The organism is Plantibacter sp. VKM Ac-2885 (genome assembly GCF_015351205.1).
GTDB classification, from domain to species: Bacteria; Actinomycetota; Actinomycetes; order Actinomycetales; family Microbacteriaceae; genus Plantibacter; species Plantibacter auratus.
In genome coordinates this window covers 2,293,330-2,311,763 of the sequence record NZ_JADKSK010000001.1, presented here as the reverse complement: position 1 = coordinate 2,311,763, position 18,434 = coordinate 2,293,330, and the positions used below count along the sequence as shown (strand labels likewise).

Below are 18,434 nucleotides of genomic sequence, written 5' to 3'. Positions count from 1 at the left end.
GGGCGGACGCGGGGCTACCAGCCACGCTCAGCGAGGCGGTGCGGTGCCGCGAGGTCGGCGACGTTGATGCCGACCATCGCCTCACCGAGACCACGGGACACCTCGGCGATGACCTGAGGGTCGTCGAAGAAGGTCGTCGCCTTGACGACGGCCGCCGCCCGCTGAGCCGGGTTGCCGGACTTGAAGATGCCGGATCCGACGAACACGCCGTCGGCACCCAGCTGCATCATCATCGCGGCGTCGGCCGGCGTCGCCACTCCCCCGGCGGTGAACAACACGACCGGGAGCTTGCCGGTCTCGGCGATCTCCACGACGAGGTCGTACGGGGCCTGGAGCTCCTTCGCCGCGACGTACAGCTCGTCCTTCGACATCGACGACAGGTGCGCGATCTCGGAGCGGATCTTGCGGATGTGCTTCGTCGCCTCGGACACGTCGCCGGTGCCGGCCTCGCCCTTCGAGCGGATCATCGCGGCACCCTCGTTGATACGCCGCAGCGCCTCTCCCAGGTTGGTGGCACCGCACACGAACGGGACGTCGAAGCCCCACTTGTCGATGTGGTTCACGTAGTCGGCCGGGCTCAGGACCTCGGACTCGTCGATGTAGTCGACGTCGAGCGCCTGGAGGACCTGGGCTTCGACGAAGTGTCCGATGCGAGCCTTCGCCATGACGGGGATGGACACCTCGGCGATGATGGATTCGATGAGGTCAGGATCGCTCATCCGAGCCACGCCGCCCTGGGACCGGATGTCCGCCGGGACGCGCTCGAGGGCCATCACGGCGACGGCCCCGGCGTCCTCCGCGATACGGGCCTGCTCGGCGGTGACGACGTCCATGATGACGCCGCCCTTGAGCATCTCCGCGAGTCCGCGCTTCACGCGGTTCGAGCCGTGCTGTCCAGTGGTCGTGCTGCTCTCGGTCATGATGGCGAGCGTACCGGCGGGTGGCCTGACGGTGCTCCGTCCACAGGCCGGAAATTGGACTTGGGTGGACCGGTCCAGATGGACCGGCCCCGACGGATCAGGCCGAGGTCGGCCAGGCGTCCGCGATCGCCTGTCGGACATCGCCGAGCAGCTGCGGGAGCGCTTTGGTCTGGGCGATGATCGGGAAGAAGTTGGCGTCCGTCGCCCAGCGCGGCACGATGTGCTGGTGCAGGTGCGCCGCGATCCCGGCGCCGGCCACGGCACCCTGGTTCATCCCGAGGTTGAAGCCGTCGTTCCTCGAGACGGACCGGACGACCCGCATCGCCGTCTGCGTCAGGGCGCCGATCTCGGCGACCTCCTCCGTCGTCGCGTCGTCGTACATCGCGACGTGGCGGTACGGGCAGACGAGCAGGTGCCCGGAGTTGTACGGGAAGAGGTTCAGCAGCACGAAGGCGTGCTCGCCCCGATGCACGATGAGCGCTGACTCGTCGTCGAGCGTCGGCGCGATGCAGAACGGACAACCGTCGTCGGATGGCTGGCCCTGCTTGATATACACCATCCGGTGGGGCGTCCAGAGACGCTGGAATGCGTCCGGGACGCCCACCAGGTGGGAGGTGTCGATCGACTCGAACGACTCCGGTTCGGTGCCCGGGGTCATGCCGGCAGCTCCGCTGCGGTGTTCACCTGCAGTTTCGCGGCGATGGCGGCGCGGATCCGGCGCACGGCGTCGGCGACGGGGACACCGTTCTCCTGGGTGCCGTCGCGGAATCGGAAGCTCACCGCGCCGTTGGCCTGGTCCTCCTCGCCGACGATCAGCTGCAGCGGGGTCTTCGCCTTGGTGTGGTTGCGGATCTTCTTCTGCATCCGATCGTCGGAGGCGTCGAGTTCTGCCCGGACCCCGGACGAGCGCAGCTCGGCGACGACTCCGCCGAGGAACTCCTCGTACTGCTCGGAGACGGGGATCCCGACGACCTGCACAGGGGCGAGCCACACCGGGAAGGCACCCGCGTAGTGCTCGAGCAGGATCGCGAAGAAGCGCTCGATCGAGCCGAGGAGTGCGCGGTGGATCATCGCCGGACGCTTGCGCGTGCCGTCAGCAGCCGTGTACTCCAGCTCGAACAACTCGGGCAGGTTGAAGTCGAGCTGCACGGTGGACAGCTGCCACGTCCGACCGATCGCGTCGCGCGCCTGCACCGAGATCTTCGGACCGTAGAAGGCTGCGCCGGCGGGGTCGAGCACGAGCTCGAGACCGGACTCGACCGCCACCTGGCGGAGGGTCTCGGTCGCTTCGTCCCAGACCTCGTCCGTGCCGACGTACTTGTCGGGGTCCTTCGTCGAGAGCTCCAGGTAGAAGTCGTCGAGACCGTAGCCGCGGAGGGTCTCCAGGACGAACTGCAGCTGGCGGCCGACCTCGTCCTTGACCTGGTCGTCGGTGACGTAGATGTGGGCGTCGTCCTGCGTGAGGCCACGGACGCGCGTGAGCCCGGAGAGGGTGCCGCTCTTCTCGTACCGGTAGACCGTGCCGAACTCGGCGAGACGCAGCGGCAGTTCGCGGTAGCTGCGCCCTCGAGCCCGATAGATCAGGTTGTGCATCGGGCAGTTCATGGGCTTCAGGTAGTAGTCCTGGCCCTGACGGGTGACGTGGCCGTCGGCGTCGACCTCCTGGTCGAGGTGCATCGCCGGGAACATGCCGTCCTTGTACCAGGCCAGGTGCTGGCTGACCTCGAACAGGTGCCCCTTCGTGATGTGCGGGGTGTTCACCAGCTCGTAGCCGGAAGCGAGCAGGCGCTCGCGCATGTAGTTCTCGATCTCGTTGCGGATGATGCCGCCCTTGGGGTGGAACACCGCGAGACCCGAGCCGATCTCCTCGGGGAAGCTGAAGAGGTCGAGCTCGGCACCGAGCTTGCGGTGGTCGCGCTTGGCCGCTTCCTCGATCCGCGTCTGATAGGCGCGCAGCTCGTCCTTGGTCGCCCAAGCGGTGCCGTAGATCCGCTGCAGCTGCGGGTTCTTCTCGCTCCCCCGCCAGTACGCCGCGGCGAGACGCGTCAAGGCCCAGCCGTTACCGATCATGCGCGTGTTCGGCAGGTGTGGACCGCGGCAGAGGTCCTTCCAGACCGTCTCCCCCGTCTTCGGGTCGACGTTGTCGTAGATGGTCAGCTCCGCGCCGCCCACCTCGACGTTCTCGTCGTCGGCTGCCGATCCGCCCTTGAGGCCGATCAGCTCGAGCTTGTAGGGCTCCCCCGCGAGTTCCGCGCGAGCCTCGTCCTCGGTGACGACGCGTCGCACGAAGCGCTGGCCCTGGCGGATGATGCGGTCCATCGTCTTCTGCAGCACCTTGAGCGCCTCAGGCGTGAACGGTGCGGCGACATCGAAGTCGTAGTAGAAGCCGTCGGTGACCGGCGGGCCGATGCCGAGGTTCGCGTGCGGGTCGACCTGCTGCACGGCCTGCGCGAGCACATGGGCTGCGGAGTGCCGGAGGATGTTGAGGCCGTCGGGCGAGTCGAGGTGCACCGGCTCGACGGTGTCCGTCTCCGTCACCGTGGCGGCGAGGTCCTTCAGTTCGCCGTTGACGCGCATGGCGACCACGGATCGGTCGGTGAACAGTGCGAACCCGTCACTCACGGATGATCTCTCTTTCTCAGGTGAAACCTTGGCCGTGCAAGCCTATCGTCGTCCACGACGAGGAGACGCTGCCGTCGGTCGGCGGCCATGGTTCGTGCTCGGTCGCATCGCTAGAGTGAAGGCCTACGACGTGACGGGGGTGGCGCTGATGACGGCTGTGCAGAGGGGCGGGGCTGCGACGGCGCTGTTCGCCGCGCTGCCCGTGGTCGCACTCGTGCACATCATCGCCCTCGCATCCGGTCAGGAATGGCTGTCGCTCCTCACCAAACCGTTCATCATGCTGGTCCTCGCGCTGGCGCTCGTGTGGTCGGTCCGACGGCTTTCGGTCGCTGCGGTCACGGCGCTCGTCGCGATCCTCTGCAGCTGGCTGGGCGACGTCGCCCTCATGGTTCCGGGCGAACTCGCGTTCGGCGTGGGGATCCTGTTCTTCATGCTCGCGCAGGCCGGTTACGTCGTGCTCTTCGTGCGGCATCTGCGCACCAGGAACCGCCCGCCGGTCTGGGCGCTCGTGTACCTGGCGTGGCTCGTCGCCGGCATCGCGCTCCTCAGTCAGCAGGACATGGGGGCGCTGTATCCGGCGGTCGTCCTCTATGCCGTCGTGATCGGGGCCATGGCGGCGTCTTCCACGATGACGACGCCGACGATCGCCGTCGGCGGTGCGCTGTTCCTGGTCTCCGACTCGTTGATCGGGCTCGACCGCTTCGTGCCTGCAGTGACGATCTGGGCGGCTGACGAGATCATCATGGCGACGTACGCCGCTGGCCAAGGCCTCATCGTGTGGGGCGTCGCGGAGGTCCTGCGTCGCCGGGAGCGGGCGCCTCTCTCCGTCTGAGCGGACGTTAGGGGTGTGCAACGGGTGGTCTGCGCAAGAGTTGGTCTGTGGAACGACGAAGGGCCCGAGCTGTTCGCTCGGGCCCTTCGTGTTCCTGTGGGCGATACTGGGATCGAACCAGTGACCTCTTCCGTGTCAGGGAAGCGCGCTACCGCTGCGCCAATCGCCCAGGTGAGTGGTGTTGCCAGCGAGGTGGCGACGGGATTCGAACCCGTGTGGACGGCTTTGCAGGCCGCTGCCTAGCCTCTCGGCCACGCCACCACGTGTGATGAAACACACTGTCGAGCGGAACGCTTGCACGTTCTCACTGACACTCGAGCGGATGACGAGATTCGAACTCGCGACCCTCACCTTGGCAAGGTGATGCGCTACCACTGCGCCACATCCGCATTGCATCCCGTTTCCGGGTGCTTGGAAACTCTAGCCGATGTTGACGGCGCTCGTTGACACCTCTGCGCGGGCGAGTCGGCCCAACCCTTGATGTTCCGCGGAAAATCGGGCTGAAATTCCATCTTCCTCGGCGCGTCGGCCAGGCGGTGGGACGGTACGTGGGTGGAGCCACTCACCGGCGCGCCTGCTGGCTCCAGTCGTCGTTCGCATCGGCGAGGTGCGGGTAGATCTGGAGCATCCGAATCGGCTCCACCTCCCAGACGTCGTCGTCCCAGGTGCGCCGACCGTCGCCGTCAGGGTGGTACTCCGGGTAATCGCGGAGTCGTTCCTTGGCGTTCGAAACCGCGATGGCCCGCCGTGTGTGTTCCGAGAGTGGGCCGATCGCCCCGGCGTCCGCGAGCCACTGGACAACGGAGTCCATCACCGCCGGCATCGCCCCCATGCCTCTCGAGTCGTCCATCAGGGAGGAGTGCGTCCGACCGGGCATGATGAGCCAACCGTTGGTGTCGGGCGTGTCACCGCGGCTGGCGACCTGTCGTCCCCACGCTCTGGCCTCGACGATCTCACGGAGGAGGTACTGCTCGCACTGGGCGAACGCCACCCGGTCCGACCGGCTGAGCGCCGGGTACGGGACGGCGGCGTGGCCCGGGTCCGTGGGATGCCGTCGCGGTTTCGCGTTGCTCGACCGCCACCAATCGCCGATGCGGCTCATGCCACACGTCCGTCGCGCGATGGCGACGAGCGCCGCTGCGGCCCGGTGGTCTCCGCCATGACTCGCTGAAGCATGGTCCCCCTGTGTTGCCTGCATGTGCTCGAACGACGAAAGCCCCCGGGGGTCCGGGGGCTTTCTGTGGTGGGCGATACTGGGATCGAACCAGTGACCTCTTCCGTGTCAGGGAAGCGCGCTACCGCTGCGCCAATCGCCCGGGTGGCGTGTGAGACACGACGCCGGGATGTTGCTGGTGGAACTGTGTTGCTGAGGTGAGGTGGCGACGGGATTCGAACCCGTGTGGACGGCTTTGCAGGCCGCTGCCTAGCCTCTCGGCCACGCCACCATGTGTGACCGAACACACTGTCAAGTAGGGCTCCTGCCGGAACAACACTACTGACACTCGAGCGGATGACGAGATTCGAACTCGCGACCCTCACCTTGGCAAGGTGATGCGCTACCACTGCGCCACATCCGCATTGCCCGCATCACTGCGTGCTCGAACGACTCTAGCCGAAACCGGGACCGATGTTCAAACCGGCGCGCGTACTGGGTCGACAGCGTTGCGGATGTGCGTTCGTCCCCCGCCATCGGCTAGTATCGTGACTCGCGGCTGTTCGGCACCTCTCCGGTGCGGACGACCTGCGGGCGATTGGCGCAGTTGGTAGCGCGCTTCCTTCACACGGAAGAGGTCATCGGTTCGAGTCCGGTATCGCCCACATCATTCACCATCGCCCCGGGTGCTCCACCTCCACGGCGGCGACTCACTCCGCGAGATCAGGACGTTCCGCCCCGGCAGACCCGGTCCGGCGGGCATCGCTCGGGAAGAAGTGTCGTTCGACGGGTTCGCCGTCGGCGTGCGCCAGCGCTGCAGCGCGGATGTCGCGGTCGCGGCCGGTCAGACGCTGCGTCTCCTGTCGTCGGAACTCGCCCCACGACGGCACCATGAAGGTCTCCAACTGCACGTCGGACTCCTCGCCACTCCGGTACAGGGCCCATCTCGAGGCGCCGGTGCGGCGACGAGAGGACTCGACACGATCCATCGCTGTCTGGAACGCGGCGAGCGAGTCAGGATGGACCGTGTAGGAGATCTGTACGAGGACCGGCCCGTCGGTCGGCTGTGGTTCGAACACCAACGTGGGTGTCGGCCAGGACATCGAGATGCTGCGGTCGACGGTTCCGGTTCCGGGGAGCAGGGGCAGCACCCGAACACTGGCCGCCACCAGCAGGAGCAGGACGGCCGAAGCGCTGTACGCGAGCGGCGTGCCGAGTCCTTGCGCCGCCACGCCCCAGCCGATCGAGCCGATGGCCATCGCGCCCATGAAGACGAGGATGTAGATCGAGGCTCCGCGGGACCGCACCCACTGCGGCAGGGTGAGCTGCAGCGCGGCGTTCAGCACCGTGAGGGTGCCGATCCAGGCCAGCCCCGCGAACACGAGCAGCAGCAGGGTCGGCGCGAAGGGCAGAAACGCCGCTGCGAGCGACCCGGCGGCGAAGAGCACCGCACTCCCGGCGATGACGGTGTTGTCGGAGAACCGACGCCGAGCGAGCGGCAGGGCGAAGATGCCCAGCACGGCACCGACACCGAGAGCACCGAGTAGGAGACCGTATCCGCTCGAGTCGAGGTGGAGGCGCGTCGCCGTGAGGGGCAGCAGCGCCCAGAGGGCACTGGCAGGCAGCGCGAAGAGTGCTGAACGCAGCAGGATCCGGCGGACGAGGTGCGCGGACACGACGTACCGGACCCCCGCTCGCAACGCTGCCCCGAACGGCTCGCGGTCGTCGAGACCGGTCTGAGAGGGTCTCTTCCACCAGACGAGGGCGATCACGGCCACGACGAAGCTCAGCGCGTTGACACCGAACACGACGGGAGCACCGAAGGCCGACAGGACGACACCGGCCAGGGCCGGACCGACCGCACGGGCTCCGTTCACGGTGACACCGCCGAGCGCCGACGACGCCGCGATCAGGTTGCGGGGCACGAGCTCCGGCTGGATCGCCTGCCATGCGGGTGAGGTCAGGGTGGAGGTGATGCCGAGCAGGAAGGTGAAGGCCAGGATCGTCCACGGCGTCAGCGCACCGACCGCCGCCACGACGGTGAGCGCGGCTGCGAGGACCGCACTCGCCGCCGATCCCCAGATGAGCAGCCGTCGCCGGTCGAGTGAGTCCGCGAGGACGCCTGCTGGCAGGGCGACCAGGATGGCGGGCGCGAGGCTCGCGGTCTGCACGAGGGCGATGACCGCTGCGCCGGCGGCGGCCTCGACCAAGACCCACTGGGCTCCCACGGTCTGCATCCAGGTGCCGATGTTGCTCCCCAGCTGGGCGAACCAGAGCACCCTGAAAGCGGTGATGGCCATGGGCGCCCATGCCGACGGTTGCGACGATGGGACTGCTGAGGGTGAAGACATGGTCGAACGATAGGACGCCGTCGCGGCCCGGGCATCGTCGGTTTGTCGCAATCATCGAGCGGTGTCATCACCGTCGAGGGCCGGCCGGCGGCGACGCCCTATGGAGGATCATCGCCGGATCGTCAAGCTCTCCGTGCACCGAATCGTGCTGGCTACCGTGGACGCATGGCCATCACGGAACTGATCCTCGTCCGCCACGGTGAAAGCGCCGGGAACCTCGCCGCGTTGGAAGCCGATCGTGCCGGATCCCACCGCATCGCCGTCCCCGATCGTGACGCCGACGTACCACTCTCGGCCCTCGGCGTCGAGCAGGCAGCCGCGGTGGGCGCTCGACTCGCCACCCTCGCTCCCGCCGACCGCCCCGACATCGTGTTCAGCTCGCCCTATCGGCGAGCGCATGAGACGGCCGTGGTCGCGCTCCGGACCGCCGCGTTCGACGCCGATGAGCTTCGGCCGGTCGTCGACGAACGGCTGCGCGACCGCGAACTCGGGATCCTCGACACCTTCACCTCGGTGGGCGTCGATGCGGAGTTCCCGGAGGAGGCCGCTCGACGACGGTCCCTCGGCAAGTTCTACTACCGACCGCCGGGAGGTGAGGCCTGGACGGATGTGGCCCTCCGCCTCCGCTCGTTCATCGGCGACCTGGACCGGCACACCGACCGCACGCGGGCCCTGGTGGTCTGTCACGACGCCGTCATCTCGCTCTTCCGCTACATCTGCGAGGGGTGGGATGAGCGTCGCGTCCTGGAGGAGGCCGCTCTCCGCCCGACGCCGAACGCCTCCTTCACCCACCTCGTCCACGACGGACGGGCCTGGAGAGCGCGGGCGGCGAATGCGACCGCACACCTCGAGCAGGCGCAGGTCGCGGTCACCGAGCACTCGGGGGCGACCGATGTCCGAAGCTGACCCCACCATGCTCACGCCTGAGGTCCTCGCCGACTGGCCGCTTCCCGATCCGGGATCGTCGAAGGACGATCGTGGGTCGACGCTCGTCGTCGGCGGCGCGCGGATGACGCCCGGGGCGGTCGCCTTGGCGGGGCTGGCCGTCCTCAGGGTCGGCGCGGGTCGGATCACGCTCGCGGTCGGGGCGTCGGCATCGTCCCCACTCGCGATCGCCTTCCCCGAGGCCGGCGTCATCGGGTTGGCCGAAACCAGCGGCGGAGCCGTCCGGGGTGACGAGGTCGGCCGCCTCGAGGACGTCCTGGACGTCGACTGTCTGCTGCTCGGTCCGGGCCTCGACGACGCGGACGAAGCCGTGGCGCTCCTCCACGGCGTGCGCCCGCTCCTGGGCGCCGACACCGTCGTGGTCCTCGACGCCTTCGCGCTCGGTGCCCTGTCACACGCTCCCGACTTCTCGAAGGGGCTGGAGGGGCGCCTCGTATTCACCCCGAACGTGGCCGAGGCCGCGATCCTCCTCGACGCGGACGAGGCCGACCCGGACACGGCGGCGCTCGAGCTGGCGCGACGATACGGAGCCGTGGTCACCTGTCAGGGCAGGGTCTCCGACGGTGAGCGGGACTTCATCGCGCCCGGCGGGAGTCCGGCCCTCGGGACGGCGGGGAGCGGTGACGTCCTGGCCGGTGCGATCGCCGGGCTCGCGGCACGCGGACTCTCCCCGCTCGCGGCGAGCTGCTGGGGTACCGTGCTGCACGCCGCCTCCGGTGATCGGGTCGCCGATCGGATCGGTCCGCTCGGAGCCCTCGCCCGCGAATTCCCAGACGAGTTCCCGACGCTGCTCCGCGAACTCGAACACACCGCCGGCGAGGCTGGCTGATCGTCCGTCCTCCCGCCGCTCGGTAACCCCGCATCTGTGTGTCGCATTGCCACGCGGGACCCGAACCGCTCGGCGACCGTCAGTGTCCGGACCACCAGTCGAGGTACGCGCTCGCGGTGTCCGGCAGCGCCGGGCGGAGGCTGCGACCGGCGGGCAGGCGCGTCCGCGAGGGGTCCAGCCAGGCCGCGGCCAACTCGGCGTGCAGCGTCGACGGGTCGTACCGGACCATCGTCTCCGGGCGCAGTTGCTCCATCTCCGCTGCATAGCGCGAGTCGACGACGAGCGGCCGGCGGCCTGCCTCGACCCAGTCGAGCATCGAGCGTGACGCGGAGACATGACCGTGAGCGGCGAGCGGGATGCCAGGAAGCGAGATCTGCGCGGCGAACGCCGCATCGTCGAGATACCCGGTGACTTCGAACGAGACACCGACGGCGCGCGCTTCCGTTTCGAGGGCGAGCACGTCCGCTTCATGCCCGGCCGAGGGGCCACCGATGGCTCGGACGACGGCGTCGGCGACCTGGTGACCGGCGGCACGGAGATCCTCCGCCGCACGCGAAGCCGCCTGGATAGCCGACGAATGACCTTTACCTGGGTAGATGAATCCGGCGATGAGGACGGTGAGTGGGCGGGCCGTTCCCGTCAGCGATGCATCGTCGGCCGTGACCGCCGCCGTCCCGATCCGGGAGCCGAGCGGAATGGCGTGCAGAACGGTCGCGGCACTGACGCCGAGGAACTCTTCAGCGAGCGCCTGCTCGTGCCGGCTGTTGACGGCCGTCGCGTGGGCGGCTGCGATGAACCGGGCGTAGGCGGCGATGCGGCGGTCCAGCATCCTGCCGTCCGAGGTCTGCGGGATGTCGTGGAGGGTGACCGTCAACTCGGTGACGTCTGCGAGGCGCTCGACGGCGTCCGCCGCCTCCTCGGGCGACCGGCCGAAGAGGCGGTCGGTGACGTGGACGTGTGCACGGTCCACGCCGTCGAGCAGGTGCACGGCGTCGGACGGGGTCGGGGCGTACACCCGTTCCGCGCGAGGGTCCGTGGCGACCACGGCGTCGGCGACGTCGATCGCGTACTGGACGACGCCGTGGTGCTGTGGGCCGACCATGAGGAGACGGGGTGGGGCTGCGATCACCTGCGTCATGGTGGTGCAGCGGAGGGCCCGCGTCAAGGGTCGCGGGCACTCTCGTCATCGGACCTATGTTCGGAGGACGGCGCCCGTATCGTGCCGACCCGTCCGCGCCTCTCGCGCCCGCATCCGTACAGGGGATCCCGCCATGCAGTCGACCGTGATGTCGCACGCCACCGATCGAGCTGCCGACCCGGCATCTCGTCCGATCCGCGTCGTCTCGATCCCGGCCGCGCACCCCTACGTCGGCCGCATCACCGCCTCGCCCGACATCGACGTGCTGAGCGATCCGCCGGTCGACGGAGCGCCGTCGGGCGTCTGGTGGCCGCCCGCCGCCCTCGATCCGGACTGGATCCACGTCCACGCCGTCGATGCCGACGTGCTGCACATCCACTTCGGCACGGAGTCGTTCCCACCCGGACACGTGACCGCGTGCCTCGAGGCCGCGCACGAGGTCGGCTGGTCGGTCGTCTACACGGTGCACGACCTCGAGCACCCGCAGCTCGACAACCAGGCCGCCTACGACCGGCAGCTCGACGAGCTCGTCCGTGGAGCAGACGCCCTGATCACCCTGACCCCCGGCGCCGCCGCCGGCATCCGGGAACGTTGGGGCCGCGACGCCGTCGTCATCCCGCACCCGTCGCTCCTGTCGGATGACGTCACGGTTCCGCTCGTCTTGCCGTCGGCGGAGACGCGGGTCGGCGTCCACCTGAAGGACCTGCGCCCCAATGTCGACGCGGTCGGTGCCGTCACCACCCTCATCGACGCGGTCGAACGCCTCCGCCGCCGTGGAGCGGACGTCGTCGCGGAGGTGCGGATGCACCACGCGGTCCGGGATCCGGAAGCACGCGAGGCCGTCCGACGGCTTGTCGGCAGCTCGGAAGCGGCGCTGCTCATCGAGCACGAGCGTCTCGACGACCTCGGACTCGCCATCGCACTCAGCCGCCTGGACGTCTGTCTCCTCCCCTACCGGCACGGCACGCACTCGGGTTGGCTCGAACTCTGCTGGGATCTCGGCGTGTCCGTCGCCGTCCCGTCCGGGATCGGAGCGTACCTCGAGCAGCATCCCGACGACACGGTCTCCGCGTACGACCTCGGGGACGGAGCGTCACTCGAGCGTGCCGTCGGCGAGCTCCTCGAAGCGGATGGCGCGTCCCGAGCCGGTTCGGCCGGTCGGGGCGCGACCGTCGCTGATCGCCGTGCCCGTCGCGTCGTCGACGACGCCGTCGGTGCAGCAGCGCACGCCGAGCTGTACCGCCGCGTCATCGCCGAGCGCGCCTCGTGACGGCCGGTCCACGACTGCGCGTCGTCGTCATCGCCCCGCTGCGCTTCCCCATCCGTCGCCCACATGCAGGCGGGCTCGAATCCGCCGTGTGGTCGGAGGTCACCGCACTGCGCGCACGAGGCCACGAGGTGACGTTCATCGGCGTCCGCGGGTCCGACTTCGTCGAGCGCGGCAGCGTCTTCGAACTGCCGGAATTGCGGTGGCCGCGCTGGTCCTCCCCCGACGACGAGCGGTATCCCCCGGGCCACATGACCCGATCCGTCCCGGCATTGCGTCGCGCGCTCGAAGCGATCGCCGCTCGGCCAGGGCGATACGACGTCGTGTCCAACCACTGCCTGGACGCGCTCCCGGTGGAACTGGCACCTGCGCTGGGCGTCCCCATGATCACCACCCTGCACACCCCGGTCGACGAGGCCGTCGCCGCTGCCGCGAACCGGGCCGGTGCCGACGGCAGCCGGTTCCTGGCAGTGAGTGAGTTCACGAAGCGCACCTGGGCGACGGCCGGTGTCGAGTCCGACGTGCTCCTGAACGGCATCGATCCGGATGCCTGGCGGGCCGGCCGAGGCGGTGACGACCTCGTGTGGTTCGGACGGGTTGTCGCGGAGAAGGCCCCGCACCTCGCGGTCGACGTCGCCCGTCGACTGGGGCGACGGCTCGTCATCGCCGGTCGCGTGGGCGATCCGGTGTACGCCGAGCGCGTGCTGTCGCCGCTGCTGGGACGTGACGTCCGACATGTCGGGCCGCTCGACCCGACGCGGCTCGCCACGCTCGTGGGGCGGAGCGCGGCAGCGGTCTCGACGCCGGCATGGGCCGAGCCGTTCGGTCTCGTCGCACCGGAGGCGCTGATGACCGGGACCCCGGTGGTCAGCTTCGCCGTCGGCGGCGTGCCCGAGATCGCCCAGGCGAGCGTCGGTATGCAGGTCGTCGCACCAGGAGACCTGGCGGCCATGGCGGACCGCGTGGACGGGTTGATCCGGCAGTCGGAGCTCGACCGGGGGTTCCGCGCCTCGATCCGGGCATCCGCCCTCGCCCGGTTCTCGCTCGACGCCAGGGTGGGCCGGCTCGAGGAGCACTTCGCAGCGCTCCTCGGCGACTCGCCCGTGCTCGGTTCCGGTCGCGTCGACGAGTTCAGCTCGTGAGGCCCCGCATCGGTTGGTACGTGCATCACCACGGACGGGGGCACGTCACGCGTCTGCTCGCCGTCGCACCCCACCTCGACGCCGACATCGTCTGCTTCAGCTCGTTCCCCGAGCCGGTGGGACTCCCCTCGAACTGTTCCTGGGTGGTGCTCGACCGGGACGACGACGTGCCGGACGGCGCGTCTCGCCCGGACGACTGCGATCCGACCGCGGAGGGGCTGCTGCACTGGGCGCCACTCGGCCATGCCGGTCACCGTGCTCGTCTTGCGACCATCGCCGCCGCTCTCGCGCAGCAGCAGATGGACGCGATGGTGGTGGACGTCTCCGTCGAGGTGGTGCTCCTCGCACGCCTGCTCGGTGTCCCCACCGTCGTCATGGCACAGCCGGGCCACCGCGACGACGAGCCGCACGCGCTTGCCTTCCGTGCGGCGTCGACGATCATCGCCCCATGGCCTCACGGTGTGCTGCACCTGGACCACCTGCGTCCCGTGCAGGACAAGGTGGTGTACACCGGCGGCATCAGTCGCTTCGAGGGACGCGAGCGGCCGGCTGCGGACGCCGGACGCAGCGGGGTGCTCCTCCTCGCCGGCGCCGGGGGTTCCGCGGTGTCGCTGGACGCCGTGGAGGAAGCCGCCCGCGCCAGCGGTCGCGAGTGGACATCGCTCGGCACCGGTGCCGGGTCCGTCTGGTCCGACGACCCGTGGGACGCGCTCTGCCGGGCGGAGGTGGTGGTGTCGTGGGCCGGTCAGAACGCGATCGCCGATCTCGCCGCGGCCGGCGTCACGGCCGTCGTGGTCCCGCAGGAACGCCCGTTCGACGAGCAGGTGTCCACCGCCCGAGCACTCGAAGCCAACGAGCTGGCGGTCGTGCGGGCATCCTGGCCCGATGCTGCGGACTGGCCGGCCGTCCTCGACCGGGCTGCGAAGCTCGACCCCGACTGGTCGCGCTGGCAGGTGGCGGGCGCCGCCCGACGGGCAGCTGAGGCGATCGAGGCGGTCGGGGTCGGCGATCCCGCAGGGGGTGGACGATGAAGACGTCGGTCGTGACCCTGTGCTCGCGCCCCAGGCTCGGACACCTCGAGCGGCAGCTCGAGGCCGTCGGGGCGTCCAGGTCGACGTCGGGTGACGTGGTGGAGCGTCTCGTCGTGTGGATCGGCGACGACGCACCACCGATCCTCGACGCGGAGCTGACGGTCCACCTCCCACCGGGGCCCGACGGGCTCCGTCTCGCGGCAGGTCGGAACCTCGGCGCCGCGCTGGCCGTCGAGCGCGGCGCCGACCTCATCGTGTTCCTCGACGCGGACTGCGTCCCCGGACCCGCGCTGCTCGACCGGTACCGCGAAGCGTCAGCTCGCCATCCGGGGGCCATCCTCTGCGGACCGGTGACCTATCTGCAGCCCGGCGTGGACGTCACCGACCACCACACGTTGGCGGCGGCGACGGCACCACATGCCGCGAGACCGAACCCGGAGGACGGCGCGGAGCGTGTCGCCTCCGAGGACGAGTACCCGCTGTTCTGGTCGTTGTCGTTCGCGACGACTCGCTCGACATGGTCCCGCACCGGAGGCTTCGACGAGGGGTACGAGGGGTACGGCGGTGAGGACACCGATTTCGCGTTCGCGCTGAGCGCCGCGGGGACGCCCCTCGTGTGGGTCGGCGGCGCCCACGCCTATCACCAGCACCACGAGACACAGCGCCCGCCATGGCAGCACTTCGACGACATCCTCCGGAACGGCGCACGGTTCGCCGACCGCTGGGGAACCTGGCCGATGACCGGTTGGCTGGAGGCGTTCGCTCAGGCCGGCGCGGTCCGGCGGGTGGGTGACGACTGGGTCCGCGTTCAGCCGACCGGCCCGAACAGCCCGTCGACCGCGGCCACCAGCGCGGTCGCGACGGGCTCCGGCGCGTAACGGTCGACGGGGCAGTGCCGTCTCGTCGGCCACTGCCAGGGGCGTCACTCGTCAGCGACGAAGCGCTCCCGGTGAACCGCCACGCAGCCGGGTGCTGCGCTGGAACCACCGGACGGCGGGCAGGTCCTCCGGCCAGTGCACACGCAGGGTGGTCCAGCCCCGACGCATCCGGAGGGCGAGCGAACCGGCATCGGTGAACGGGCGCATCGAGATCCCCATCCCGAGCGACCGGTCGTAGCGCACGCGTCGGTGGAGACCCAGGTGTGTCGACACGTCCAGATCGTCGTGCAGTTCCGCATCCTCGCGGTGCACCGTCTCGGCGATCTGCTCCCACGTCTCGCGTCGGATCGCACAGTTGGACCCGAAGATCGGGACCTGGGCGAGGGCGGCCCCGACGAAGAGCCGGTACGCCCCGAGGTAGAGGCCGGCGAGCGGTGCTCGGAGCGGGCGGGGACCGTCGATGAAGACGGCGGGGCCGGTGAGCGCCTCCAGCTCCGGGTCCGTCGCGAACGCCTCGGTGATCCGGGTCAACCAGTCCGGCGGCGGCACGCAGTCCGCGTCGAGTCTCGCGACGACCGTCGCCGTCGCGTGGTCGAAGCCGGCTGCGTTCGCAGCGGGGATGCCGGGCATCGGCTCATCGATGAGGACCGCGCCGTACCGCTCGGCGATGGCCGCGACCTCGGCGCGATCGCGGCTGCCGTTGTCGACGACGATGATCGATGCGGGTCCGGTGTGCTGCGCGCGCAGTGAGCGCAGACAGCGGCGCAGGAGCGCGGCATCGTCCTTCACCGGAACGACCACGTCCACGGTCATGGGCGGGTGGGCCGCGGTCTCGAGCGTCTCGACCGTCATGCGTCCCGCCCATCCGCCAGCAGCTGTGCCTCCGCGAACACCCGCGGGTGGGCGAGGATCCGGAAGTGTCCGCCGGTGTCGAGTTCCACGTTCTTGGCGCCGTCGAGTCGGCTGCCGCCCGGGATGTGCGGATCGAAGCGCCCGTAGACGGAGACGATCCTCGGATTGACGGTCGCCTCTCGGGAGAGCGCGAGGATCGTCGGGTCGTCGGGGGTGAAGATGCGCAGGCTCGGGAGGAGCATGAGCCTCGCGTACCGCGATCCGGCGAACGGCGCCGCGACGGCGAGCATCCCGGAGATCCGGGCTCCGCCGCCGCCGAGCGACATGACGTACTTGCCGACGAGCCCGCCCTTGCTGTGCGCGAGGAGGACGACGTCGCCGAGCCCATTCGCCTCGAGGTAGTCGGCGACGAGTCGTGCCGCCACCGGGACCGAGCGGTCGTTGCGTCCGAGCGGGTCGATCACGTGTACCGGGTGTCCGTCGTCGTGGAGTCGGCGGATGAGCGGCTCGAGGAACCGCCAGGTCTCGTAGACGCCCGGGAGGACGACGATCGGTGACCGGTCGCCGGACAGGAAGTCGTGCGGGTCGGTCCGGCTGACGAAGGCCCGGACCTGCCAGACGAGTGCGTAGGCGTAGTCGCGCGCCCACCAACCGAGCGTCCGCAGCGCCGAACGGATCACCGGCGATCACCGTTCGCGCGGCTCAACCGTCTCCCCGCAGGACCTCGGGGCATCGCTCTGTTCCCATGTCCTCACCGTAACCGGACCACCCGGCCTGACCCTGGACCTTGACAGCGGCCGGACCGGGCCCGGGCGGATCGGGACCGTCGATGCCCGGCGTGGCTCACCACGGGTGCGGTGCGCTGATAATCTGGCAGCTGCGGTGGCCTCGGGGTGTTCGTGTGCCCGGACGATCGAGGAGTGCAGTGGGAGAGATCGACGGAGAGTTCGGCCGCGTCCGGGACGCGCTGGAGCGTCCTGCGATCCGGCTGCTGAGCCGGCCGACGGCACCCGCGGTGGTCGCGATCTTCCGCACCACGTTCGGCCGCGACGTCCAGTTCGTCGCAGCGGACCGCTTCCATCTGCAGGTCGAGGAGTACCTCGGCGAACTCGCGGCACGCGGTGCGCGGATCCCGGCCGGCGGTGATGAACGCGGCGGCGGACGGACGCTCTGCCGGGAGTGGGTCCACGACCAGTGGCTCGTCCGGACGAGCACCGACGACGGCGAGGAACAGTACTCGCTCACCTCGCACGCGCTCGAAGCGGTCTCGCTCGTCGACGGACTCGCACACGACCGCGCCCTCATCAGTGAGTCGCGCCTGACCATGATCCTCGACTCCGTGCGCCGATGGGCGCTCCAGGCCGACCCGGATCGTGACGAGCATCTGCGTCGTATCGACGCGCAGCTCGCCGAGCTCCAGGCGGAACGCGAACGGGTCGCAGCCGGCGGCACCGTCGTCGCGGCGAGCGATGACCGGATGCAGGACGGCTACGCGAACATCGCCGACCTCATCCGTCAGCTCCCGAGCGACTTCCGCCGGGTCGAGGAGTCGGTCATCGCGATGCACCGGCGGATCGTCGAGGACTTCCGGAACGACACCCGTCCGATCGGCGAGATCCTCGACGACTACCTCCGGCGCACCGACGAGCTGATGACGGCGACGGCCGAGGGTCGGGCCTTCGAGGGCGCTTTCGAGCTCCTCCGCAACGACGATCTGCTGCAGGACCTCAAGCGCGACCTCTCCACGATCCTCGACCACCCCTTCTCGTCCAGGCTCGGGCCCGCGGAGCTCCGTGGCTTCCGGGGTGCCGTCGGGATCATCCGACAGGGGATCGACGACGTCCTCGCGCAGCGTCGGCGGCTCACCGCGACGCTCCGCGACCACATCGTGCATCACGACGTCGTGCAGGACCGCGAGCTCGACACGACCCTGCGTGCACTGAACCAGCGCCTCGGCATCTGGATGCGGACCGCGGGGCCACGCGCCTCCGTCGACCTGCCGCTCCTCCCCGAGACCATCGACATCGAGCACCTGCGCGAGCGGTTCTACGATCCGGACGTCGAGGTCGCTCCGCCGCCGATCGTGACGTCCGTCGAACGGACCGACGGCGCGGCGATGTCGCTCGACACCCTCCGGTCGCAGGGCGGTCCGCTCCTCGACGAGCTCCGGGCCGGACTCCTCGATGCGGTGACCTCCGGTGCCGAGGACGCCCATGTGGCGTTCTCCGGGCTCGATCCGGAACTCCGACGACCGGTGGAGCTGTTCGGCCTCGTCCACCTCATGACCCAGCTGGGCACGTACGACGAGCAGGCACCGCGCCGTCGCTACGAAACGGTCCGTCCGGACGGGACGACCACCGCGTTCGAACTCCCGGCCTTCCCACTGTGTGCGGCCGGTGTCGCAGCGCTGACGCGAGCCACGACGACCACGACGACTGCTCCGGCCGACCAGGCCCGGCGCGGAACGGAATGAC

General features: G+C 69.8%; 16 protein-coding genes and 7 tRNA genes. 9 read left to right on the top strand and 14 right to left on the bottom strand.

Features of this window, described 5'->3' with window-relative positions:
* Positions 1-14: 14 nt before the first annotated feature.
* From pdxS to thrS, 3 genes are all read right to left on the bottom strand, one after another.
* Positions 15-920 (bottom strand): pyridoxal 5'-phosphate synthase lyase subunit PdxS, encoded by a 906-nt coding sequence (pdxS, locus tag ITJ66_RS11065; protein WP_079705912.1) that lies wholly within the window; start codon positions 918-920, stop codon positions 15-17.
* A 97-nt stretch (positions 921-1,017) separates the two neighbouring features.
* Positions 1,018-1,578, bottom strand: a complete 561-nt coding sequence (locus tag ITJ66_RS11060) for an HIT domain-containing protein (protein ID WP_079705911.1) — start codon at positions 1,576-1,578, stop codon at positions 1,018-1,020.
* Positions 1,575-3,497, bottom strand: coding sequence for a threonine--tRNA ligase (gene thrS, locus ITJ66_RS11055; protein ID WP_213014169.1), 1,923 nt, complete (start codon positions 3,495-3,497; stop codon positions 1,575-1,577). The genes ITJ66_RS11060 and thrS overlap by 4 nt, the downstream gene beginning before the upstream one ends.
* 193 nt (positions 3,498-3,690) lie before the next feature.
* Between thrS and ITJ66_RS11050 the strand changes: the two genes are divergently transcribed.
* A complete protein-coding gene (locus ITJ66_RS11050) occupies positions 3,691-4,374 on the top strand; it encodes a lysoplasmalogenase (protein ID WP_191941099.1) in 684 nt (227 codons plus the stop codon).
* Positions 4,375-4,471: 97 nt separating this feature from the next.
* On the opposite strand, the gene ITJ66_RS11045 is transcribed toward ITJ66_RS11050, so the two are convergent.
* The 7 genes from ITJ66_RS11045 to ITJ66_RS11015 form a co-directional block, all read right to left on the bottom strand.
* Positions 4,472-4,543 (bottom strand) — tRNA-Val (locus tag ITJ66_RS11045).
* A 21-nt stretch (positions 4,544-4,564) separates the two neighbouring features.
* A tRNA-Cys gene (locus tag ITJ66_RS11040) sits at positions 4,565-4,635 on the bottom strand.
* Positions 4,636-4,691: 56 nt separating this feature from the next.
* A tRNA-Gly gene (locus ITJ66_RS11035) sits at positions 4,692-4,763 on the bottom strand.
* Positions 4,764-4,936: 173 nt separating this feature from the next.
* Positions 4,937-5,476, bottom strand: a complete 540-nt coding sequence (locus ITJ66_RS11030) for a hypothetical protein (protein WP_194644601.1) — start codon at positions 5,474-5,476, stop codon at positions 4,937-4,939.
* A 139-nt stretch (positions 5,477-5,615) separates the two neighbouring features.
* Positions 5,616-5,690 (bottom strand) — tRNA-Val (locus ITJ66_RS11025).
* Between the two features lie 58 nt (positions 5,691-5,748).
* Positions 5,749-5,819, bottom strand: a tRNA-Cys gene (locus ITJ66_RS11020).
* Positions 5,820-5,879: 60 nt separating this feature from the next.
* Positions 5,880-5,951: transfer RNA gene (locus ITJ66_RS11015), tRNA-Gly, on the bottom strand.
* Positions 5,952-6,119: 168 nt separating this feature from the next.
* On the opposite strand from ITJ66_RS11015, the gene ITJ66_RS11010 reads away from it, so the two are divergent.
* Positions 6,120-6,192: transfer RNA gene (locus tag ITJ66_RS11010), tRNA-Val, on the top strand.
* A 45-nt stretch (positions 6,193-6,237) separates the two neighbouring features.
* On the opposite strand, the gene ITJ66_RS11005 is transcribed toward ITJ66_RS11010, so the two are convergent.
* Positions 6,238-7,878 (bottom strand): MFS transporter, encoded by a 1,641-nt coding sequence (locus ITJ66_RS11005; protein ID WP_194644600.1) that lies wholly within the window; start codon positions 7,876-7,878, stop codon positions 6,238-6,240.
* Positions 7,879-8,043: 165 nt separating this feature from the next.
* Here ITJ66_RS11005 and ITJ66_RS11000 point away from each other — a divergent pair, with 165 nt between their 5' ends.
* Positions 8,044-8,784 carry a histidine phosphatase family protein gene (locus tag ITJ66_RS11000; RefSeq protein WP_194644599.1) on the top strand — a complete coding sequence of 247 codons (741 nt, stop codon included), beginning with the start codon at positions 8,044-8,046 and terminating at the stop codon, positions 8,782-8,784.
* Positions 8,771-9,652: an ADP/ATP-dependent (S)-NAD(P)H-hydrate dehydratase gene (locus ITJ66_RS10995; protein WP_194644598.1), complete on the top strand. Its 882-nt coding sequence runs from the start codon at positions 8,771-8,773 to the stop codon at positions 9,650-9,652. Before ITJ66_RS11000 ends, ITJ66_RS10995 begins: the two co-directional genes overlap by 14 nt.
* A gap of 79 nt (positions 9,653-9,731) precedes the next feature.
* On the opposite strand, the gene ITJ66_RS10990 is transcribed toward ITJ66_RS10995, so the two are convergent.
* Positions 9,732-10,790, bottom strand: coding sequence for a hypothetical protein (locus ITJ66_RS10990; RefSeq protein WP_228501581.1), 1,059 nt, complete (start codon positions 10,788-10,790; stop codon positions 9,732-9,734).
* A 133-nt stretch (positions 10,791-10,923) separates the two neighbouring features.
* Between ITJ66_RS10990 and ITJ66_RS10985 the strand changes: the two genes are divergently transcribed.
* From ITJ66_RS10985 to ITJ66_RS10970, 4 genes are read left to right on the top strand one after another with little or no spacing between them, the layout of a single operon-like run.
* Positions 10,924-12,060, top strand: coding sequence for a glycosyltransferase (locus ITJ66_RS10985; RefSeq protein ID WP_194644597.1), 1,137 nt, complete (start codon positions 10,924-10,926; stop codon positions 12,058-12,060).
* The gene (locus ITJ66_RS10980) at positions 12,057-13,199 is read left to right on the top strand and encodes a glycosyltransferase (protein WP_194644596.1); all 1,143 of its coding nucleotides are present in this window, start codon (positions 12,057-12,059) and stop codon (positions 13,197-13,199) included. Before ITJ66_RS10985 ends, ITJ66_RS10980 begins: the two co-directional genes overlap by 4 nt.
* Complete coding sequence (locus ITJ66_RS10975; RefSeq protein ID WP_194644595.1) at positions 13,196-14,230, top strand: glycosyltransferase; 1,035 nt, start codon at positions 13,196-13,198, stop codon at positions 14,228-14,230. The genes ITJ66_RS10980 and ITJ66_RS10975 overlap by 4 nt, the downstream gene beginning before the upstream one ends.
* Positions 14,227-15,108 carry a glycosyltransferase family 2 protein gene (locus tag ITJ66_RS10970; RefSeq protein WP_194644594.1) on the top strand — a complete coding sequence of 294 codons (882 nt, stop codon included), beginning with the start codon at positions 14,227-14,229 and terminating at the stop codon, positions 15,106-15,108. The genes ITJ66_RS10975 and ITJ66_RS10970 overlap by 4 nt, the downstream gene beginning before the upstream one ends.
* A gap of 51 nt (positions 15,109-15,159) precedes the next feature.
* On the opposite strand, the gene ITJ66_RS10965 is transcribed toward ITJ66_RS10970, so the two are convergent.
* Positions 15,160-15,960, bottom strand: a complete 801-nt coding sequence (locus tag ITJ66_RS10965; protein ID WP_228501579.1) for a glycosyltransferase family 2 protein — start codon at positions 15,958-15,960, stop codon at positions 15,160-15,162.
* On the bottom strand, positions 15,957-16,637 hold the full coding sequence (locus tag ITJ66_RS10960; protein ID WP_086473784.1) for a triacylglycerol lipase: 681 nt from the start codon (positions 16,635-16,637) through the stop codon (positions 15,957-15,959). The genes ITJ66_RS10965 and ITJ66_RS10960 overlap by 4 nt, the downstream gene beginning before the upstream one ends.
* Before the next feature lie 248 nt (positions 16,638-16,885).
* Between ITJ66_RS10960 and ITJ66_RS10955 the strand changes: the two genes are divergently transcribed.
* Complete coding sequence (locus ITJ66_RS10955; protein ID WP_194644593.1) at positions 16,886-18,433, top strand: DUF3375 domain-containing protein; 1,548 nt, start codon at positions 16,886-16,888, stop codon at positions 18,431-18,433.
* The last annotated feature ends 1 nt before the right edge of the window (position 18,434 follow it).

Coding starts and splice junctions, on each gene's coding strand:
- pdxS (WP_079705912.1), bottom strand. CDS start 920: ATGACCGAGAGCAGCACGACCACTGGACAGCACGGCTCGAACCGCGTG.
- ITJ66_RS10990 (WP_228501581.1), bottom strand. CDS start 10,790: ATGACGCAGGTGATCGCAGCCCCACCCCGTCTCCTCATGGTCGGCCCA.
- ITJ66_RS10970 (WP_194644594.1), top strand. CDS start 14,227: ATGAAGACGTCGGTCGTGACCCTGTGCTCGCGCCCCAGGCTCGGACAC.
- thrS (WP_213014169.1), bottom strand. CDS start 3,497: ATGCGCGTCAACGGCGAACTGAAGGACCTCGCCGCCACGGTGACGGAG.
- ITJ66_RS11030 (WP_194644601.1), bottom strand. CDS start 5,476: ATGAGCCGCATCGGCGATTGGTGGCGGTCGAGCAACGCGAAACCGCGA.
- ITJ66_RS10985 (WP_194644597.1), top strand. CDS start 10,924: ATGCAGTCGACCGTGATGTCGCACGCCACCGATCGAGCTGCCGACCCG.
- ITJ66_RS11005 (WP_194644600.1), bottom strand. CDS start 7,878: ATGTCTTCACCCTCAGCAGTCCCATCGTCGCAACCGTCGGCATGGGCG.
- ITJ66_RS11060 (WP_079705911.1), bottom strand. CDS start 1,578: ATGACCCCGGGCACCGAACCGGAGTCGTTCGAGTCGATCGACACCTCC.
- ITJ66_RS10965 (WP_228501579.1), bottom strand. CDS start 15,960: ATGACGGTCGAGACGCTCGAGACCGCGGCCCACCCGCCCATGACCGTG.
- ITJ66_RS11000 (WP_194644599.1), top strand. CDS start 8,044: ATGGCCATCACGGAACTGATCCTCGTCCGCCACGGTGAAAGCGCCGGG.
- ITJ66_RS11050 (WP_191941099.1), top strand. CDS start 3,691: ATGACGGCTGTGCAGAGGGGCGGGGCTGCGACGGCGCTGTTCGCCGCG.
- ITJ66_RS10995 (WP_194644598.1), top strand. CDS start 8,771: ATGTCCGAAGCTGACCCCACCATGCTCACGCCTGAGGTCCTCGCCGAC.